Source organism: Serratia sp. CY40230, from assembly GCF_052168835.1.
GTDB classification, from domain to species: Bacteria; Pseudomonadota; Gammaproteobacteria; order Enterobacterales; family Enterobacteriaceae; genus Serratia; species Serratia nematodiphila.
Map to the genome: position 1 here is coordinate 374,768 of NZ_JBJNLX010000004.1, position 20,230 is coordinate 394,997.

General features: G+C 59.3%; 17 protein-coding genes and 1 other annotated feature. Of the genes, 13 read left to right on the forward strand and 4 right to left on the reverse strand.

The genetic code is table 11. The features are described from left to right. Positions 1–326 precede the first annotated feature (326 nt). From ACJ8IJ_RS16425 to thrC, 5 genes are all read left to right on the forward strand, one after another. Complete coding sequence (locus ACJ8IJ_RS16425) at positions 327–1,013, forward strand: tRNA/rRNA methyltransferase (protein ID WP_004933000.1); 687 nt, start codon at positions 327–329, stop codon at positions 1,011–1,013. A 212-nt stretch (positions 1,014–1,225) separates the two neighbouring features. Further along, a complete protein-coding gene (gene thrL, locus ACJ8IJ_RS16430) occupies positions 1,226–1,294 on the forward strand; it encodes a thr operon leader peptide (protein WP_086581142.1) in 69 nt (22 codons plus the stop codon). Next, positions 1,233–1,350: a sequence feature (Thr leader region), on the forward strand. It overlaps the preceding gene by 62 nt. Before the next feature lie 25 nt (positions 1,351–1,375). Then, positions 1,376–3,835 (forward strand): bifunctional aspartate kinase/homoserine dehydrogenase I, encoded by a 2,460-nt coding sequence (thrA, locus tag ACJ8IJ_RS16435; RefSeq protein ID WP_004932996.1) that lies wholly within the window; start codon positions 1,376–1,378, stop codon positions 3,833–3,835. 1 nt (position 3,836) lies between these two features. After that, a complete protein-coding gene (gene thrB / locus ACJ8IJ_RS16440; protein WP_004932993.1) occupies positions 3,837–4,766 on the forward strand; it encodes a homoserine kinase in 930 nt (309 codons plus the stop codon). A 3-nt stretch (positions 4,767–4,769) separates the two neighbouring features. Further along, the gene (gene thrC, locus ACJ8IJ_RS16445) at positions 4,770–6,059 is read left to right on the forward strand and encodes a threonine synthase (protein ID WP_075684807.1); all 1,290 of its coding nucleotides are present in this window, start codon (positions 4,770–4,772) and stop codon (positions 6,057–6,059) included. Positions 6,060–6,105: 46 nt separating this feature from the next. Here thrC and yaaA read toward each other — a convergent pair whose 3' ends face one another. Together yaaA and ACJ8IJ_RS16455 are read right to left on the reverse strand one after the other, a co-directional pair. Then, positions 6,106–6,882, reverse strand: a complete 777-nt coding sequence (gene yaaA / locus ACJ8IJ_RS16450) for a peroxide stress protein YaaA (RefSeq protein ID WP_004932988.1) — start codon at positions 6,880–6,882, stop codon at positions 6,106–6,108. Positions 6,883–6,987: 105 nt separating this feature from the next. Continuing rightward, entirely contained in the window at positions 6,988–8,424 is a 1,437-nt protein-coding gene (locus ACJ8IJ_RS16455) for an alanine/glycine:cation symporter family protein (protein ID WP_004932985.1), read from the reverse strand. A 383-nt stretch (positions 8,425–8,807) separates the two neighbouring features. On the opposite strand from ACJ8IJ_RS16455, the gene tal reads away from it, so the two are divergent. The 3 genes from tal to ACJ8IJ_RS16470 all read left to right on the forward strand — a co-directional run bounded on the left by tal (position 8,808) and on the right by ACJ8IJ_RS16470 (position 11,932). After that, positions 8,808–9,761 (forward strand): transaldolase, encoded by a 954-nt coding sequence (tal, locus tag ACJ8IJ_RS16460; RefSeq protein ID WP_004932982.1) that lies wholly within the window; start codon positions 8,808–8,810, stop codon positions 9,759–9,761. A 151-nt stretch (positions 9,762–9,912) separates the two neighbouring features. Further along, positions 9,913–10,500: a molybdopterin adenylyltransferase gene (gene mog / locus ACJ8IJ_RS16465; RefSeq protein WP_004932980.1), complete on the forward strand. Its 588-nt coding sequence runs from the start codon at positions 9,913–9,915 to the stop codon at positions 10,498–10,500. 124 nt (positions 10,501–10,624) lie between these two features. Beyond that, positions 10,625–11,932, forward strand: a complete 1,308-nt coding sequence (locus tag ACJ8IJ_RS16470) for an MFS transporter (protein WP_044029718.1) — start codon at positions 10,625–10,627, stop codon at positions 11,930–11,932. 44 nt (positions 11,933–11,976) lie between these two features. On the opposite strand, the gene satP is transcribed toward ACJ8IJ_RS16470, so the two are convergent. Continuing rightward, positions 11,977–12,576, reverse strand: coding sequence for an acetate uptake transporter (satP, locus tag ACJ8IJ_RS16475; RefSeq protein ID WP_015376609.1), 600 nt, complete (start codon positions 12,574–12,576; stop codon positions 11,977–11,979). Positions 12,577–12,901: 325 nt separating this feature from the next. Here satP and dnaK point away from each other — a divergent pair, with 325 nt between their 5' ends. The 4 genes from dnaK to nhaR all read left to right on the forward strand — a co-directional run bounded on the left by dnaK (position 12,902) and on the right by nhaR (position 18,541). Beyond that, a complete protein-coding gene (gene dnaK / locus ACJ8IJ_RS16480) occupies positions 12,902–14,815 on the forward strand; it encodes a molecular chaperone DnaK (protein ID WP_004932972.1) in 1,914 nt (637 codons plus the stop codon). A 106-nt stretch (positions 14,816–14,921) separates the two neighbouring features. Then, the gene (gene dnaJ / locus ACJ8IJ_RS16485) at positions 14,922–16,046 is read left to right on the forward strand and encodes a molecular chaperone DnaJ (protein WP_004932969.1); all 1,125 of its coding nucleotides are present in this window, start codon (positions 14,922–14,924) and stop codon (positions 16,044–16,046) included. 236 nt (positions 16,047–16,282) lie between these two features. Further along, positions 16,283–17,449 carry a Na+/H+ antiporter NhaA gene (gene nhaA, locus ACJ8IJ_RS16490; RefSeq protein WP_049187973.1) on the forward strand — a complete coding sequence of 389 codons (1,167 nt, stop codon included), beginning with the start codon at positions 16,283–16,285 and terminating at the stop codon, positions 17,447–17,449. A 192-nt stretch (positions 17,450–17,641) separates the two neighbouring features. Continuing rightward, the gene (gene nhaR / locus ACJ8IJ_RS16495; protein ID WP_004932962.1) at positions 17,642–18,541 is read left to right on the forward strand and encodes a transcriptional activator NhaR; all 900 of its coding nucleotides are present in this window, start codon (positions 17,642–17,644) and stop codon (positions 18,539–18,541) included. A gap of 71 nt (positions 18,542–18,612) precedes the next feature. On the opposite strand, the gene rpsT is transcribed toward nhaR, so the two are convergent. Continuing rightward, on the reverse strand, positions 18,613–18,876 hold the full coding sequence (rpsT, locus tag ACJ8IJ_RS16500; RefSeq protein WP_004932960.1) for a 30S ribosomal protein S20: 264 nt from the start codon (positions 18,874–18,876) through the stop codon (positions 18,613–18,615). A gap of 390 nt (positions 18,877–19,266) precedes the next feature. Between rpsT and ribF the strand changes: the two genes are divergently transcribed. Next, positions 19,267–20,205 carry a bifunctional riboflavin kinase/FAD synthetase gene (gene ribF / locus ACJ8IJ_RS16505; RefSeq protein WP_044029716.1) on the forward strand — a complete coding sequence of 313 codons (939 nt, stop codon included), beginning with the start codon at positions 19,267–19,269 and terminating at the stop codon, positions 20,203–20,205. The last annotated feature ends 25 nt before the right edge of the window (positions 20,206–20,230 follow it).

Here is a 20,230-nt window from a genome sequence, read left to right on the forward strand (position 1 = left end):
TTGTAGCACGTTAACAGATTTGTGAAAAACACTTACAGAAATGCCAGTTTAAGTCACAGAACCTCAAATTCTGTGAACGATTCAGCATTATCCGGCCCGATAGGATACAATTATTCGCTTATTGATCATCGCGTTGTTTTAACTTATTGATAAATAAACGCAGTAAAACATAAGCGCGAATAATGACTATTACGACGGGTTTATTAGTTCAACGAGCCGTTTAATCTTGTTTGTTGCTATTAACGCGTTTATTGTTGCGTAATTGTAAATATAAGCGGGCGCTGCGCCATCGTCAAAAACGCAGGCCCGCCTTCGGTGGAAGAGTCATGCAGCTTCATATTGTTTTAGTGGCTCCGGCGCGGCCGGAAAATGTCGGCGCGGCGGCGCGCGCGATGAAAACCATGGGCTTCACGTCGTTGCGCATCGTCGACAGCGAAGCGCACCTGCAGCCGGCGGCGCGCTGGGTGGCGCACGGTGCCGGCGAGATCCTCGACGGCGTGCAAACGTTCGCCACGCTGGAACAGGCGCTGGCGGGCGTGGATTTTACCGTCGCCACCACCGCCCGCAGCCGCGCGCGCTTTCACTACTACTGTACGCCGCCCGAACTGCTGGAACAGCTGAGCGAGCGTAAGCAGTGGGTCGGCCAGGCCGCGCTGGTGTTCGGCCGCGAAGATTCCGGCCTGACCAACGAAGAGCTGGCGCTGGCGGACTTGCTGACCGGCGTGCCGATGCAGGCGGACTATCCGTCGCTTAACCTGGGCCAGGCGGTGATGGTTTACTGCTACCAGCTGGCGAGCCTGATGGGTGTCAGTACACCGCAGGAAACGGCGGCGTCGGAAGGGCAGCTCAAGGCGCTGCGCCGCCGCGCCGATGCCTTGTTGAACGCGTTGGAGGTCGGCGATGACCAAAAATTGCGCGACTGGCTGCACCAGCGCCTCGGCGCGCTGCAACAGCGAGATACGGCGATGCTGCATACGCTGCTGCACGACATCGAAAAAAAACTCGCCAAGTGATAGCGGCTCCATCAGACGGTTACCCAGCGTGATCCACTAGTAAATCGGCTTTAAGTTGTTTTTTTGTTCTGTCATTTTGCTTTTCACCTGTTGCATCGCGCATTACCGCCGCTGAACGGAAAATAAGCAAAAAAAAGAAATAGTTTGACTTGGGATAGCGATTGCTTTAACCAATAGAGGGGACAGAGTATTTCATGAGACAGACAGACAACATGCGCAACATCAGCCTGAAAACCACAATTATTACCACCACCGATACCACAGGTAACGGGGCGGGCTGACGCGCACAGGAAACACAGAAAAAAGCCCGCACCTAATCAGTGCGGGCTTTTTTTTTCGGCTTAAATTCGGAGAGATCACACATGCGAGTGCTGAAATTTGGCGGAACCTCGGTGGCGAATGCAGAACGTTTTCTGCGCGTCGCCGACATCATGGAGAGTAATGCGCGTCAGGGACAGGTAGCCACGGTCTTGTCCGCCCCCGCAAAGATCACCAACCATCTGGTGGCAATGATCGACAAAACGGTGGCGGGCCAGGACATTCTGCCGAATATCAGCGACGCCGAGCGGATCTTTGCCGACCTGCTGAGCGGGCTGGCGCAGGCGCTGCCGGGCTTTGAATACGATCGTTTGAAAGGCGTGGTCGATCAGGAGTTCGCGCAGCTCAAACAGGTGTTACACGGGGTCTCGCTGTTGGGTCAGTGCCCGGACAGCGTCAACGCGGCGATCATCTGCCGCGGCGAAAAGCTCTCCATCGCCATCATGGAAGGGGTGTTCCGCGCCAAGGGCTACCCGGTCACGGTGATCAATCCGGTGGAGAAACTGCTGGCGCAGGGCCACTACCTGGAGTCTACCGTGGATATCGCCGAGTCCACGCTGCGCATCGCCGCCGCGGCGATCCCGGCCGACCACATCGTGCTGATGGCCGGCTTCACCGCCGGTAATGACAAGGGCGAGCTGGTGGTGCTGGGCCGCAACGGCTCCGACTATTCCGCCGCGGTGCTGGCCGCCTGCCTGCGAGCCGACTGTTGCGAAATCTGGACCGACGTCGACGGCGTGTATACCTGCGATCCGCGCACCGTGCCGGACGCCAGGCTGCTGAAATCGATGTCGTACCAGGAGGCGATGGAGCTTTCCTATTTCGGCGCCAAAGTGCTGCACCCTCGCACCATCACGCCGATTGCCCAATTCCAAATCCCTTGCCTGATAAAAAACACCTCCAACCCGCAGGCTCCCGGCACGCTGATCGGCAAAGACAGCACCGATGCCGATATGCCGGTGAAAGGCATCACCAACCTGAATAATATGGCGATGATCAACGTCTCCGGCCCGGGCATGAAAGGCATGGTCGGCATGGCTGCGCGGGTGTTCGCCGTGATGTCGCGCGCCGGCATTTCGGTGGTGTTGATCACCCAATCTTCTTCCGAATACAGCATCAGCTTCTGCGTGCCGCAGGGCGAACTGCAGCGCGCCCGCCGCGCGCTGGAGGAGGAGTTCTATCTGGAATTGAAAGACGGCGTTTTGGATCCGCTGGACGTCATGGAGCGCCTGGCGATCATCTCGGTAGTCGGCGACGGCATGCGCACCCTGCGCGGCATTTCAGCGCGCTTCTTCTCCGCGCTGGCGCGCGCCAACATCAATATCGTCGCCATCGCCCAGGGCTCTTCCGAGCGTTCAATCTCGGTGGTGGTCAGCAATGATTCCGCCACCACCGGCGTGCGCGTCAGCCACCAGATGCTGTTCAACACCGATCAGGTGATCGAAGTGTTCGTCATCGGCGTCGGCGGCGTCGGCGGGGCGCTGATCGAGCAGATCTACCGCCAGCAGCCGTGGCTGAAGCAAAAACATATCGATCTGCGGGTGTGCGGCATCGCCAACTCGCGCGTGATGCTGACCAACGTGCACGGCATCGCGCTGGACAGCTGGCGGGACGAGCTGGCCGGCGCGCAGGAGCCGTTCAATCTCGGCCGCCTGATCCGGCTGGTGAAGGAGTATCACCTGCTGAACCCGGTGATCGTCGACTGTACCTCCAGCCAGGCGGTGGCCGATCAGTATGTGGACTTCCTGGCGGACGGCTTCCATGTGGTAACGCCGAACAAAAAGGCCAACACCTCGTCGATGAACTATTATCAGCAACTGCGCGCCGCCGCCGCCGGTTCGCACCGCAAGTTCCTCTACGACACCAACGTTGGCGCCGGTCTGCCGGTGATCGAGAACCTGCAAAACCTGCTGAACGCCGGCGATGAGCTGGTGCGTTTCTCCGGCATCCTGTCCGGTTCGCTGTCCTTTATCTTTGGCAAGCTGGACGAAGGGCTGTCGCTGTCGGCGGCGACTCTGCAGGCCAGAGCCAATGGCTACACCGAGCCGGATCCGCGCGACGATCTGTCCGGTATGGACGTGGCGCGCAAGCTGCTGATCCTGGCGCGCGAAGCCGGTTACAAGCTGGAGCTGAGCGATATCGAGGTCGAGCCGGTGCTGCCGCCGTCCTTCGACGCGTCGGGCGACGTGGAGCATTTCCTGGCGCGGCTGCCGGAACTGGATAAAGAGTTCGCGCGCAACGTGGCCAATGCCGCCGAGCAAGGCAAGGTGCTGCGCTATGTCGGCCTGATTGACGAAGGGCGCTGTAAGGTGCGCATCGAGGCGGTGGACGGCAACGATCCGTTGTATAAAGTGAAGAACGGCGAGAACGCGCTGGCCTTCTACAGCCGTTATTATCAGCCGCTGCCGCTGGTGCTGCGCGGCTACGGCGCCGGTAACGATGTGACCGCAGCGGGCGTGTTCGCCGATCTGCTGCGCACACTGTCATGGAAGTTGGGAGTTTAATATGGTTAAGGTGTATGCACCGGCCTCGATCGGTAACGTCAGCGTCGGTTTTGATGTGCTGGGCGCGGCGGTTTCGCCGATCGACGGCACGCTGCTGGGCGACTGCGTCAGCGTGGAAGCCGCCGAGACGTTCAGTCTGCAAAACGCCGGGCGCTTCGTCAGCAAGCTGCCGGCCGAGCCGAAAGAGAACATCGTTTATCAATGCTGGGAGCGTTTCTGCCAGGAGATCGGCCGCGAAGTGCCGGTGGCGATGCGGCTGGAAAAGAACATGCCGATCGGATCGGGGCTGGGCTCCAGCGCCTGTTCGGTGGTGGCCGGGCTGATGGCGATGAACGAATTTTGCGATCGCCCGTTGGATAAGACGACGCTGCTCGGTCTGATGGGCGAGCTGGAAGGCCGCATTTCCGGCAGCGTGCATTACGACAACGTGGCGCCCTGCTATCTGGGCGGCCTGCAGCTGATGCTGGAAGAAGAAGGCATTATCAGCCAGGAAGTACCGTGCTTTGACGATTGGCTGTGGGTGATGGCCTATCCGGGCATCAAGGTCTCCACCGCCGAAGCGCGCGCCATTTTACCCGCGCAGTACCGCCGTCAGGATTGCATCAGCCACGGCCGTTATCTGGCCGGCTTTATTCACGCCTGCCACACCCGGCAGCCGCAGCTGGCCGCCAAATTAATGCAGGACGTGATCGCCGAGCCGTACCGCACCCGGCTGCTGCCGGGCTTCGCCGAAGCGCGCAAGGCGGCGCAGGAGATCGGCGCGCTGGCCTGCGGCATCTCCGGCTCCGGCCCGACGCTGTTCGCCGTCTGCAACGACGGCGCCACCGCGCAACGCATGGCCGCCTGGCTGCAACAACACTATCTGCAAAACGACGAAGGTTTTGTTCATATTTGCCGTCTGGATACCGCAGGCGCTCGACTACTGGGATAACGCATGAAACTGTACAACCTTAAGGATCACAACGAGCAGGTCAGCTTCGCGCAGGCGATCAAACAAGGTCTGGGCAAGCAGCAGGGGCTGTTCTTCCCGCTGGAGCTGCCGGCGTTCGAACTGACCGAGATCGACCAACTGCTGGAGCTGGACTTTGTCACCCGCAGCAGCCGCATTCTGTCGGCCTTTATCGGCGAAGAAGTGCCGGAGGCGGCGCTGAAGAAACGCGTGCAGGCCGCCTTTGAGTTTCCGGCGCCGGTAGCGAAAGTGACGGAAGACGTCTCCTGCCTGGAGCTGTTCCACGGCCCGACGCTGGCGTTCAAAGACTTCGGCGGCCGCTTTATGGCGCAGATGCTGGCGGAAGTGGCCGGCGATCAGCCGGTGACCATTTTGACCGCCACCTCCGGCGACACCGGCGCCGCCGTGGCGCACGCCTTCTATGGCCTGAAGAACGTTCGGGTGGTGATCCTTTACCCGCAGGGCAAAATCAGCCCGCTGCAGGAAAAGCTGTTCTGCACCCTGGGCGGCAATATTCACACCGTGGCGATCGACGGCGACTTCGACGCCTGTCAGGCGCTGGTGAAACAGGCGTTCGACGATCAGGAATTGAAAGACGCGCTGCACCTGAACTCGGCCAACTCGATCAACATCAGTCGCTTGCTGGCGCAGATTTGCTACTACTTCGAAGCGGTGGCGCAGCTGCCGCAGGAAGCGCGCAATCAGCTGGTGATTTCGGTGCCGAGCGGCAACTTCGGCGATCTGACCGCCGGGCTGCTGGCCAAATCGCTGGGCTTGCCGGTGAAGCGCTTCATCGCCGCCACCAACGCCAACGACACCGTGCCGCGCTTCCTGACCAGCGGCCAGTGGCAGCCGCACGCTACGGTCGCGACGCTGTCCAACGCCATGGACGTGAGCCAGCCGAACAACTGGCCGCGCGTGGAAGAGCTGTTCCGTCGTAAGGTCTGGCAACTGAAAGAGCTGGGGCACGCGGCGGTCAGCGATGAGACCACCAAAGACACCATGCGTGAACTGGCCGAGCTGGGCTATATCTCCGAACCGCATGCGGCCATCGCTTACCGCGCGCTGCGCGATCAGCTGCAGGAAGGGGAGTTCGGTCTGTTCCTCGGCACCGCGCATCCGGCCAAGTTTAAAGAGAGCGTGGAAGCGATCCTCGGCCAGGAACTGCCGTTGCCGAAAGCGCTGGCGCTGCGGGCCGATCTGCCGCTGCTGTCGCACACGCTGCCGGCCGGCTTTGCCGAGCTGCGCAAATTCCTGATGGCGCTGCCGGCCTGAAGTTCGGCAGGCTAGAATGCGAAAAGCCGTCTTGCGACGGCTTTTTTTATGCCTGCTCCGGGCGTTTGAACACCAGCTCGTTGCCCTGCGAGGCGGCTTCGTCGAAGGCGTAGCCTTCCAGGTTGAAGTCCGCCAGCTGCTCGCTGCGCGTCAGGCGGTTTTTGATGATAAAGCGGCTCATCAACCCGCGCGCTTTCTTGGCGTAGAAGCTGATGACCTTGAACTTGCCGTTCTTCTCGTCGAGGAACACCGGTTTGATCAGCGAACCGTGCAGCTTGGCCGGTTTCACCGCTTTGAAATACTCGTCTGACGCCAGGTTGACCACCACGTCGTCGCCCTGTTGCTCCAGCGCTTCGTTGAGCTTTTGGGTGATCTGATCGCCCCAGAAGCTGTACAGATCTTTGCCCTTCGGGTTTTCCAGCTTGATGCCCATCTCCAGCCGGTACGGCATCATCAGATCGAGCGGGCGCAGCACGCCATACAGGCCGGACAGCATGCGCAGATGCTGCTGGGCGAAGTCGAAATCGGCTTCGTTGAAATCCTGCGCCTGCAGGCCGGTGTAAACGTCGCCCTTGAACGCCAGCAACGCCTGGCGGGCATTGTCCGGGGTAAATTTCGGCTGCCATTCGCTAAAGCGCGCGGCGTTGAGCCCGGCCAGCTTGTCGCTGATGCTCATCAGGCTGGCGATTTGCGCCGGCGTCAGCGCGCGGCAAATTTTGATAAGCCGCTGAGACTTGTCCAGCAGTTCGGGCTGCGTGAAGCGTTCTGTCGCCAGCGGGCTGTCGTAATCGAGCGTTTTTGCAGGGGAAATAATAACGAGCATGGCCAGATCCTGTTTATCCAAGTGCGCATACTGTAGCAAAAAGCGCGGAAAAAAGGGGCAATCGGTCCAATAGGCGGGGCGTGCATCGCACACGCCCCGGAATACTCAGCGCGGCGGCTGCTTGTCGTCCCACACGCCCGGCTCCAGCTGCGATTTCAGCTCCGGATAACGGTTGGCGTCGAAGGTCGGCAGCTTGCCCAGGCGGCGCTGGCGATGGTAGTCGTCGGCCAGCTTCAGCGCCACCCGCGACAGCAGCAGGATCGCCGTCAGGTTGGTGATCGCCATCAGCGCCATGGAGGTATCCGCCATTTTCCACACCAGCGGCAGCTCCGCCAGCGCGCCGAACATCACCATGCCCAGCGCCACGCAGCGGAAAATCAGCAGGCCGCCCGGATGATTGTGTTCGAGGAACACCAGGTTGCTTTCGGCATAGGCGTAGTTGGCGATGATCGAGGTAAAGGCGAAGAAGAAGATGGCGATAGCGACGAACGGCGTGCCCCAACTGCCGACGGCGGTCGACAGCGCGCGCTGGGTCAGATCGATGCCGCTGATGCTGTCGGTCGGCTGATCGAGAATGCCGGAGGAGAGGATGATCGCCGCGGTGGCGCTGCAGATGACGATGGTGTCGATAAATACCCCGAGCATCTGCACGTAGCCCTGTGAAGCGGGATGCGGCGGATAAGGCGAGGCGGACGCCGCCGCGTTGGGCGCCGATCCCATGCCGGCTTCATTGGAGAACAGGCCGCGCTGCACGCCCTGGGTCATCGCCTGGGAGATACCGTAACCGACGGCGCCGGCCGCGGCTTCCTGCAGGCCGAAGGCGCTTTTGAAGATCAGCGTCAGGATCGCCGGCATGTGTTCGATGTTATGGCCAATCACCCAGAGAGCCAGCAGCAGGTAGGCGCCGGCCATCAGCGGCACCACCAGTTCGGCCACTTTGGCGATGGAACGGATGCCGCCGAAGATCACCACGCCGCTCAGCAGCACCAGACCGATGCCGACGTGCAGCGGCTGTAAGTGGAAGGCGACGGCGGAAGCTTGCGCGATGGAGTTGGCCTGCACGGCGTTGAACACCAGACCGAATGCGATGATCAGGAAGATCGAAAACAGCACGCCCATCCAGCGCATGCCAAGGCCTTTTTCCATGTAGTAGGCCGGGCCGCCACGGTAGTTGCCGTTATCGTCTTTGGTTTTATAGAGCTGAGCCAGCGAGCTTTCCACAAATGAGGTGGCCATGCCGATAAACGCCACCACCCACATCCAGAAGATGGCGCCGGGGCCGCCGGCGGTCAGGGCGATGGCGACGCCGGTCAGGTTGCCGGTGCCGACGCGCGCTGCCAGCGTGGTGCACAGCGCCTGGAAAGAGGAGATGCCGGCGCTGTCGCTTTTATTGCTGTTTTTTAACACCGAGAACATGTGGCTGAAGTGGCGGAGCTGGATAAAGCGGGTGCGCAGCGTGAAGTAAATGCCGGTGCCGAGCAGCAGATAAATCAGCACCGACCCCCACAAAATGTTGTTTATAAAATTCATCAGGTCCGTCAATGGATCCCTCCTCTTATCGAAATTTAATGCGCACCTTGCAGCATCCACCGCAGGTGAAAAACATTGGCCTATTTTTTACAAGAGCTTAGCTGGAATCTGTCCGGCGTCAGTCGATTAAGATTTTTCGCAGATTAGCGGACGAATTGCATCAATTTTTTCGAATTTAACATAATTTATTCGGACAATAGCACGTTATTGCCTTTCCATCCGCTCGGTAATGGCGAAAGATATCGGCGTAAACGGTTGCTCGCCCAAGGATAAAACAGATGCTTGTGCGCCGCGGTTTTCCAGCCTTGCACCGGGCTTGGCGCATGTTATTATCAGGGTAGGGCATGGTTGAACAATGCCAAAAGTTCATGCACAAACGATGAGATAATGCCAACATGACCGACAAATTAACTTCCCTGCGCCAGCTGACCACGGTGGTTGCAGATACGGGTGATATCGCGGCAATGAAGCTGTATCAACCGCAGGACGCCACAACCAACCCTTCGCTGATCCTCAATGCAGCCCAAATTCCTGAATACCGCAAACTGATTGACGAAGCCATCGCCTGGGCGCGCGGCCAGAGCAGCGATCGCGAGCAGCAAATCGCCGATGCCGCCGACAAGCTGGCGGTCAACATCGGTCTGGAGATCCTCAAACTGGTTCCGGGTCGCATCTCCACCGAAGTGGATGCACGCCTGTCTTACGACACCGTTGCCAGCGTGGCCAAGGCCAAGCGCCTGATCAAGCTGTACAACGAAGCCGGCATCAGCAACGATCGCATTCTGATCAAACTGGCCTCGACCTGGCAGGGCATCCGCGCGGCGGAGCAGCTGGAGAAAGAAGGCATCAACTGTAACCTGACGCTGCTGTTCTCCTTCGCTCAGGCTCGCGCCTGTGCCGAAGCCGGCGTTTACCTGATCTCGCCGTTCGTCGGCCGTATCCTCGACTGGTACAAAGCTAACGGCGACAAGAAAGAGTTCGCCCCGCACGAAGATCCGGGCGTGATCTCCGTGACCGAAATTTACCAGTATTACAAACAGCACGGCTACAACACCGTGGTGATGGGCGCCAGCTTCCGCAACGTCGGCGAAATCATCGAACTGGCCGGCTGCGACCGCCTGACCATCGCGCCTGCGCTGCTGAAAGAGCTGGCGGAGAGCGAAGGCGCGCTGGAGCGCAAACTGTCTTATACCGGTGAAGTGAAGGCGCGTCCTGCCGCACTGACCGAACCTGAGTTCTACTGGCAGCACAACCAGGATCCGATGGCGGTTGAGAAACTGACCGACGGCATCCGCAAGTTCGCCGTAGACCAGGGCAAACTGGAAAAAATGATCGCCGACCTGCTGTAATTCCCGCAGATCGCGCAGTAAAAAGGTGGCTCAGGCCACCTTTTTTTATGCCCGACGCCCCCGCCGGCGGGGGAAGCCCTTATACTCTCGGCAATGACAACAGAACGGGGGACGAGCCCGTTCGGACCCCATCAGGCTGTAGAGGTTACGCATGGATATTTTACGTATTGGTTTGGTTTCCGTTTCCGACCGCGCTTCCGGCGGCGTTTACCAGGATAAAGGCATTCCGGCGCTGGAGGAGTGGCTGAGCGGCGCGCTGGCGACGCCCTTCAAGCTGGAAACACGGCTTATCCCCGATGAGCAGACGCAAATTGAACAGACGCTGTGCGAACTGGTGGACGAAATGGGCTGCCATCTGGTGCTGACCACCGGCGGCACCGGGCCGGCGCGCCGTGATGTCACCCCCGACGCCACGCTGGCGATCGCCGATCGCGTGATGCCCGGCTTCGGCGAGCAAATGCGTCAGATCAGCCTACACTATGTGCCAACGGCAATTCTTTCTCGCCAGGTGGGGGCGATCCGCAAACAGGCGCTGATCATCAACCTGCCCGGCCAACCGAAGTCGATCAAGGAAACGCTGGAAGGGGTAAAGGATGAGCAGGGCAATGCGGTGGTGCACGGCATCTTCGCCAGCGTGCCTTACTGCATTCAGCTGCTCGACGGGCCTTACGTCGAAACGCATGCCGCGGTGGTAGCAGCATTTCGGCCAAAGAGCGCGCGTCGCGAGATAAACCTCTAAATTTCAGCGTTCTGCGACATCAGCCTCAGTCCGTCTGGTGTGAAAATAATTTGCCGCTATAGTAAGGATTCTTTTACAGAAAGCCTGCGGCTTTTATTTTTACAGCCTTTACCGACGGTGCCCTATGCCTCACGACACTAATCGCCGGCTGAACCGGCAAGACTACAAAACGCTGACGTTGGCCGCGTTGGGCGGCGCGCTGGAGTTTTACGACTTCATCATCTTCGTGTTCTTCGCCGCCGTGGTCGGCGATCTGTTCTTCCCGGCGGACATGCCGGAATGGCTGCGGCTGGTGCAAACCTTCGGCATCTTCGCCGCCGGCTATCTGGCCCGCCCGCTGGGCGGCATCGTGATGGCGCACTTCGGCGATCTGGTCGGCCGCAAAAAGATGTTTACCCTGAGCATTCTGCTGATGGCGTTGCCGACGCTGGCGATGGGCCTGCTGCCGACCTACGCCAGCATCGGCATCGCCGCGCCGCTGTTGTTGCTGCTGATGCGCGTGCTGCAGGGGGCGGCGATCGGCGGTGAGGTGCCGGGCGCCTGGGTCTTTGTCGCCGAACACGTGCCGCGCCGGCGCATCGGCTTCGCCTGCGGCACGCTGACCGCCGGGCTGACGGTCGGCATCCTGCTGGGCTCGGTGGTGGCGACGGTGATCAACACCACGCTCAGCCCGCAGAGCATTGCCGGCGGCGGCTGGCGCATTCCATTCCTGCTTGGCGGCATGTTCGGCCTGGTGGCGATGTACCTGCGCCGCTGGCTGCAGGAAACGCCGATCTTTATCGAGATGCAGGCGCGTAAAGCGCTGGCCGAAGAACTGCCGCTGAAATCGGTGGTGCTCAACCACAAACGGGAAGTGGCGGTGTCGATGCTGTTGACCTGGCTGCTCTCCGCCGGCATCGTGGTGGTGATCCTGATGACCCCGACCTATCTGCAAAAGCAGTTCGGCATCGCGCCGGCCTTGACGCTGCAGGCCAACAGCATCGCCACCATCATGTTGATCGCCGGCTGCATCGTCGCCGGTTTGTCGGCCGATCGCTTCGGTGCCAGCAAAACGCTGGTGGTCGGCAGTGTACTGCTGGCCGGCTGCAGCTGGCTGTTCTATCAGACGGTGGGCGTGCGCCCGGAAATGCTGTTCGCCTGTTATGCTCTGGTGGGGTTCAGCGTAGGCGTGGTGGGGGCCGTACCGTACGTGATGGTGCGGGCATTCCCGGCGGAAGTGCGGTTTACCGGTATCTCGTTCTCATATAACGTCTCGTACGCTATTTTTGGCGGTTTAACCCCTATTTTTGTGACGTTGATCATGAAATTAACCCCGTTAGCGCCCGCTTACTATGTGTTGGCGCTGTCGCTCATCGGGCTGCTGCTCGGCTTCTACCTGCATCGTGACCTGAACAGCGAAGCCGGGGAGCGGCGAGCCGACTCCTACAGCTAAAAAAAAGCCCTGCAGTGCAGGGCTTTTTCATCAGGGGCGGGCGATTACGCCGTGACCGGCGATGCCGCGACGCGCGCCGGAGCCGGTTCGCCAATCGGCAGCACGGTGCGGCCGTATTGCTCGTTGAGTACTTCGGCCATCGCCAGGTAAATGGCGCTGGCGCCGCAGATAATCCCTTCATAGCCGGCGAAGGTCAGCAGCGTGTGGTTGCCAGTGATGTTGCCGACGGCCAGCAGGGCGAACAGCAGCGTCAGGCTGGCGAACACGAACTGCAGCACGCGGTTGGCGCCCAGGGTGCCGAAGAACATGAACAGGGTGAAGACGCCCCACAGCGCCAGGTAGATGCCCAGCACGTGGGCCTCGGTGGCCTCTGCCAGGCCCAGGCGCGGCAGCAGCAGCAGGCCGACCAGGCTCAGCCAGAAGCTGCCGTAGGCGGTGAAGGCGGTCATGCCGAAGGTGTTGCCCTTCTTGTACTCCAGCAGTCCGGCCAGGATCTGGGCCAGGCCACCGAAGAAAATCCCCATGCTGATGATGGCGGAGTTCAGTGGGAAAAAGCCCGCGTTGTGCAGGTTCAGCAAGACGGTGGTCATCCCGAAGCCCATCAGGCCGAGAGGGCCGGGATTTGCCAACTTGTTGGTGTGCATAAGTCCTCTGCAATAACAGAAAATTAACGGAAACAGCGAATTAAAATCATAAATGGTCTGAATGGCCAAAAAATCGAAGTTTTCCACCAGAGCGCGCGCATCATAATGATCCCCGCAGCCGGAAACAATGATCTGAATGACGATAAAAAAAGAAATTTTTTTCGCCTTGCCCCTTGATGCCGGGTTGGATGGCCCCATCTTATTTGCAACCGCAGCTGCTAACCGCGGGTCGCACTGAGATATCGGGCAGTTGAAAAGCAAAAAATCGCCCGCATATAGGTTAGCAACCTGACTGATTTATGAATTTTTTAGTGGAGACGTTTAGATGGGCAAAATTATTGGTATCGACCTGGGTACGACCAACTCTTGCGTAGCAATTATGGATGGTGCCAAGGCACGCGTGCTGGAAAACGCCGAGGGCGACCGCACCACTCCTTCTATTATCGCATATACCCAGGACGGTGAAACTCTGGTTGGCCAGCCGGCTAAGCGTCAGGCAGTCACCAACCCTGAAAACACCCTGTTCGCCATCAAGCGCCTGATCGGTCGCCGCTTCCAGGATGAAGAAGCGCAGCGCGACAAAGCGATCATGCCGTACAAAATCGTCGAAGCCGACAACGGCGACGCCTGGCTGGAAGTGAAAGGCCAGAAAATGGCTCCGCCGCAGATCTCTGCGGAAGTGCTGAAAAAAATGAAGAAAACGGCGGAAGATTACCTGGGCGAACCGGTAACTGAAGCGGTTATCACCGTACCGGCTTACTTCAACGACGCCCAGCGTCAGGCGACTAAAGACGCCGGCCGCATCGCGGGTCTGGAAGTCAAGCGCATCATCAACGAACCGACCGCGGCGGCCCTGGCCTATGGCCTGGACAAAGAAGTCGGCAACCGCACCATCGCGGTTTATGACCTGGGCGGCGGTACTTTCGATATCTCCATCATCGAAATCGACGACGTTGACGGCGAAAAAACCTTCGAAGTGCTGGCGACCAACGGTGACACCCACCTGGGTGGCGAAGACTTCGACAGCCGTCTGATCAACTACCTGGTGGAAGAGTTCAAGAAAGATCAGGGCATCGATCTGCGCAACGATCCGCTGGCGATGCAGCGTCTGAAAGAAGCCGCCGAGAAAGCGAAGATCGAACTGTCTTCCGCTCAGCAGACCGACGTTAACCTGCCGTACATCACTGCAGACGCGACCGGTCCAAAACACATGAACATCAAAGTGACTCGCGCCAAACTCGAGTCGCTGGTTGAAGATCTGGTGGCGCGCTCCATCGAGCCGCTGAAAGTGGCGCTGAAAGACGCTGGCCTGTCGGTTTCCGACATTCAGGACGTGATCCTGGTGGGCGGCCAGACCCGTATGCCAATGGTGCAGAAGAAAGTCGCAGACTTCTTCGGCAAAGAGCCGCGTAAAGACGTGAACCCGGACGAAGCGGTTGCCGTGGGCGCTGCGGTACAGGGCGGCGTGTTGGCCGGTGATGTGAAAGACGTTCTGCTGCTGGACGTGACCCCGCTGTCGCTGGGTATCGAAACCATGGGCAGCGTGATGACGCCGCTGATCACCAAAAACACCACTATCCCGACCAAGCACAGCCAGGTGTTCTCTACTGCGGAAGACAACCAGTCTGCGGTAACCATCCACGTGCTGCAGGGTGAGCGTAAGCGCGCCAGCGATAACAAATCTCTGGGCCAGTTCAACCTGGACGGTATCCAGGCGGCGCCGCGCGGCATGGCGCAGATCGAAGTGACCTTCGATATCGATGCCGACGGCATCCTGCACGTGTCTGCCAAAGACAAGAACACCGGCCGTGAGCAGAAGATCACCATCAAGGCATCTTCTGGCCTGAACGAAGACGAAATCCAGAAAATGGTGCGCGACGCCGAGCTGAACGCTGAAGCTGACCGCAAGTTCGAAGAGCTGGTACAGACGCGTAACCAGGCGGATCACCTGATCCACGGTACTCGCAAGCAACTGGAAGAAGCGGGCGACAAACTGCCGGCGGAAGACAAAACGGCGATCGAAGCGGCGCTGAAAGATCTGGAAGCGGCGGTGAAAGGCGAAGACAAAGCCGAGATCGAAGCGAAGACCCAGGCGTTGGTGCAGGTTTCCGGCAAGCTGCTGGAAATGGCTCAGGCGCAGCAGGCTCAGCAGGGTGCTGACGCCGGCGCGGACAACGCGGCGCAGAAAGACGACGACGTGGTTGACGCCGAGTTCGAAGAAGTTAAAGACAAAAAATAATCGCCCTTAAGCGGGCACGGGGCGGCCGAGGTGCCGCTCCCGGAAACCAGCACGGGCGTCGAGGCAACTCTGCGCCCGTGCACGCATGTTAAGGGTAAGCGAAAGAATGGCGAAGAAAGACTATTACGAGATTCTCGGCGTCAGCAAGACGGCGGATGAACGTGAGATCAAAAAGGCGTACAAACGCCTGGCGATGAAATACCATCCTGACCGCAACCAGGAACAAGACGCCGAAACCAAGTTTAAAGAAGTTAAAGAAGCTTACGAAGTTCTGACCGACGACCAGAAACGCGCGGCCTACGACCAGTATGGGCACGCGGCCTTTGAACAGGGCGGTATGGGCGGCGGCGGCTTTGGCGGCGGCGCCGACTTCAGCGATATCTTTGGCGACGTGTTTGGCGACATCTTCGGCGGAGGCCGCCGTCAGCGCGCCAGTCGCGGTTCCGATCTGCGCTATAACATGGAGCTGACCCTCGAGGAAGCGGTACGTGGCGTCACCAAAGAGATCCGCATCCCGACGCTGGAAGAGTGCGACGTCTGCCACGGCAGCGGCGCCAAACCGGGCAGCTCACCGGTTACCTGCCCAACCTGTCACGGCCAGGGTCAGGTGCAGATGCGTCAGGGCTTCTTCACCGTGCAGCAGGCGTGTCCGCACTGCCATGGCCGCGGTCAGATCATCAAAGATCCGTGCAACAAGTGCCACGGCCACGGCCGGGTAGAAAAATCCAAGACGCTGTCGGTGAAAATTCCGGCCGGCGTCGATACCGGCGACCGCATTCGCCTGGCGGGTGAAGGTGAAGCCGGCGAACACGGCGCACCGGCGGGCGATCTGTACGTTCAGGTGCAGGTGAAGGCGCACCCGATCTTCGAGCGTGAAGGCAACAACCTGTACTGTGAAGTGCCGATCAACTTCGCCATGGCGGCGCTGGGCGGCGAGATTGAAGTGCCGACGCTGGACGGCCGGGTGAAACTGAAGGTGCCTTCGGAGACCCAAACCGGCAAGCTGTTCCGCATGCGCGGCAAGGGCGTGAAATCGGTGCGTGGCGGCAGCCAGGGCGACCTGCTGTGCCGCGTGGTGGTGGAAACCCCGGTCAATCTGAACGACAAGCAAAAGCAGCTGCTGCGTGAGCTGGAAGAGAGCCTGGGTGGCCCGTCCGGCGACAAGAACAGCCCGCGTTCGAAGAGCTTCTTTGACGGGGTGAAAAAGTTCTTTGACGATCTGACTCGCTAACCTGCTGTTTCTGTTGGCTTATGTGCGAACCCCGGGCTTCTGTCCCGGGGTTTTTATTTGCGCGCCAAACCGCTAATTCCACAACGTAAATGTGACTTATTCGTGCTTTTTATCGGTTTTTTCGAGCTATTTAGCATTTATAAACTTATTTTTTCGAACTAAAACGCCCTCTATACTCACTTCATGACTGTGGTTCGCAGGGCGCTATGTCCTGCACAGATTTGGAGAGACGTACTGTGACCAACATCATTCGTCAATTTTTACGTCAGGAAGCCGCGGGCGGTATCATTCTGATCGCGGCGGCGATCGTCGCCCTGATCATGGCCAACACCCCGGCGCAGGGGATCTATCAGGCATTCCTTAACCTGCCGGTGATGGTGAAGGTAGCTTCGCTGGAGATCGCCAAGCCGCTGCTGCTGTGGATAAACGACGGCCTGATGGCCATCTTCTTCCTGGTGGTGGGGCTGGAGGTCAAGCGCGAGCTGATGCAAGGCTCGCTGTCCGGGCGCGACAAAGCGGTGTTTCCGGCGATCGCCGCACTGGGCGGCATGTTGGCGCCGGCGCTGATTTACCTACTGTTCAACGGCGCGGATGAAGTCACTCGCCAGGGTTGGGCGATCCCGGCCGCGACCGACATCGCCTTTGCGCTGGGCGTCATGGCCTTGCTGGGCAACCGCGTGCCGACCAGCCTGAAAGTGTTCCTGCTGGCGTTGGCGATCATCGACGACCTGGGCGTGATCATCATCATCGCGCTGTTCTACACCCACGAAGTGTCGATGGTGGCGCTGGGCGTGGCGGCGGCGGCGACGGTGCTGCTGGCGGTGATGAACTGGCGCGGCGTGGGCAAGACCTCGCTGTATATGATGGTCGGCCTGGTGCTGTGGGTGGCGATCCTCAAGTCCGGGGTGCATGCGACGCTGGCCGGGGTGATTGTCGGCTTTATGATCCCGCTGAACGTCAAAAAGGGGCCATCGCCGTCGGAAACGCTGGAGCATGAGCTGCACCCTTGGGTCGCGTTTATGATCCTGCCGCTGTTCGCTTTCGCCAACGCCGGGGTCTCTTTGCAGGGCGTATCGCTGGATGGGTTGACGTCGCTGCTGCCGGTCGGGATTGCGGCTGGCCTGTTTATCGGCAAGCCGCTGGGGATTTTCCTCTTCAGCCTGCTGGCGGTGAAAATGGGCATCGCCCGTTTGCCTGAAGGCATCGGCTTCAAACAGGTGTTTGCCGTTTCGGTGCTTTGCGGCATTGGTTTTACCATGTCGATTTTTATCGCCTCGCTGGCGTTCGGCGATGCGGATGCGGCGCTCAGCACCTATTCCCGCCTGGGGATCCTGTTGGGCTCCACCACTGCGGCGGTGGTAGGGTATGGATTACTGCGTCTGGCGTTGCCGCGCGTGCGTTAATCCTGAATGTGCCCGGTAAGGGCACATAATAAAATGGCTGGTCGGAGCTGTACGGTATAAAATATGTGCAGCTTCGGCCGTTCTTCGTTGGGACTAATGGGGCTATACGTTGTCTGAAGCAGGGAAAGGAAGTTTGTCGCTCGTCACGGCACACCGTTTGCCGCTGCGAAACGTTGTTAAGGAGAGCCGCTCGTGAGGATGTCGCATATCAACTTTAATCACCTTTACTATTTCTGGCAGGTCTGCAAGGCCGGTTCCGTGGTCGGTGCCGCCGAAGCGTTGTTTCTGACGCCGCAGACCATCACCGGCCAGATCAAAGCGCTGGAAGAGCGGTTGGACGGCAAGCTGTTCAAACGCCAGGGGCGCGGGTTGGTGCCTTCGGAGCTGGGGCAGTTGGTGTTCCGCTATGCCGACAAGATGTTTATGCTCAGCCAGGAAATGCTGGATATCGTCAACTACCGCAAAGAGTCCAACCTGTTGTTCGACGTCGGCGTAGCGGACGCGCTGTCGAAGCGGCTGGTCAGCCAGGTATTGGAAACGGCGGTGGTGGTGGACAACGAGCAGATCCACCTGCGTTGCTTTGAATCGACGCACGAGATGCTGCTGGAGCAGCTCAGCCAGCACAAGCTGGATATGATCCTGTCGGATTGCCCGGTGGACTCCAGCCAGCAGGAAGGGCTGTTCTCGCTGAAGCTGGGCGAGTGCGGCATCAGCTTTTTCTGTCGCCAGCCGGCGCCGGAGCTGCCGTTCCCGGCTTGCCTGGAGCAGCGCAAGCTGCTGATCCCCGGCCGTCGTTCGATGCTGGGGCGCAAGCTGCTCAACTGGTTCAATACCCAGGGCATTCAGGTGGAAATTCTGGGCGAGTTCGACGATGCGGCGCTGATGAAGGCCTTCGGCATGTACCACAATGCGATCTTCGTGGCACCGACGCTGTATGCGCAGGATACCTACAACGATGACAATGTGGTGGAGATTGGGCGCATCGACAGTGTGCAGGAGGAGTATTACATCATCTTCGCCGAGCGCATGATCCAGCATCCGGCGGTGCAGCGCGTCTGCAACAAAGACTTCTCGGCGCTGTTTTCCTGCTAGCGGTTCACTGAACGCAGGACGTAAAAAAACCGGCCTGAGCCGGTTTTTTTATCAAGCAGATAACGAAATGCTTATTGCATTGCGTTGATGCGTGCAGTCAGGTTTGACTTATGACGCGCTGCTTTGTTTTTGTGGATCAGGCCTTTAGCTGCCTGACGGTCCACCAGTGGCTGCATTACCAGGAATGCATTTTGTGCTGCTTCTTTGTCGCCAGCTGCGATAGCTGCGTCTACCTTCTTGATGAAGGTACGCACCATTGAGCGACGGCTTGCGTTATGCTTGCGGCGTTTCTCAGACTGTACGGCGCGTTTCTTAGCTGATTTGATATTAGCCAAGGTCCAACTCCCAAATATATTCTATTGAGGACAATTCAAAGGCCGAGGAATATGCCCTTTTAGCCTTCGTTTGTCAATGGATTTGTGCAAATAAGCGCCGTTTGTACAGGCGGCACTCGCTACGTTGTGATGGCGCAGGATTTTACCAGCTTCGCTCTTGGGAATACAGTGTTTCGCGAGAAAATTCGCCAATGATTTGCCGCGGCGGGCGCAAGCCGTTGGCCGCGGTCGAGAATCGCCCCGGCAGCGCCGGATAAACTGCGGCGAAGCCGTTTCACGCGCAGATTATCTCCGGTATGGTATGTCTATTACATAAAGGCACCAATCGCGGGTTAACCTTACCGGCTGTACAAGGTATAATCCGCCGATTTCCACTGTTTTGAGCCAGCTATGGAGCTAATTCGCGGCATTCACAATATCCGGGCGCGCCACCATGGTTGCGTGCTCACCATCGGCAACTTTGACGGCGTGCATCGCGGCCATCAGGCGTTGCTGGAACAGTTGAAGCAACAGGGGAAACGCCTCGGGCTGCCGGTGATGGTCATGATCTTTGAGCCGCAGCCGCTGGAGATGTTCGCCGCAGACAAAGCGCCGGCCCGCTTGACGCGCCTGCGCGACAAGGCCAACTATCTGGCGCAGGCGGGCGTCGATTACCTGCTGTGCGTCAAGTTCGATCCGCGTTTCGCCGCCAACACCGCGCAGGCGTTCGTCGCCGAGCTGCTGGTGGAAAAACTGGGCGTCAAATTCCTGATGGTGGGGGATGATTTTCGCTTTGGCGCCGGGCGTCAGGGCGATTTTCCGCTATTGCAGCAGGCCGGAAAAGAGTACGGCTTCGACGTGGTCAGCACCCCGACCTTCCGCGAAGGCGAGCGGCGCATCAGCAGCACCGCGATCCGCACCGCGCTGAGCGAGGACGATCTGCCGCTGGCGGAGACCCTGCTGGGCCACCCGTACAGCATTTCCGGGCGCGTGGTGCACGGCGACGAGCTGGGGCGCACCATCGGCTTCCCGACCGCCAATTTGCCGCTCAAGCGTCTGGTGGCACCGGTGAAAGGAGTGTATGCGGTGGAAGTGTACGGCCTGGGGCCGAAGCCGCTGCCGGGCGTGGCCAATATCGGCACGCGCCCGACCGTCGCCGGCGTGCGCCAGCAGCTGGAAGTGCATCTGCTGGATGTCACAATGGATCTTTACGGGCGCCATATTGAGGTGGTGCTCCGCGCAAAATTGCGCAATGAACAGCGGTTTGCTTCGCTCGATGCCCTGAAGCAGCAAATCGCCAATGATGTGGTGACGGCCCGGAAGTTCTTCGGGCTACAGACACCGGTTTAATCTCTATAGCCGAAAACGGAACCGA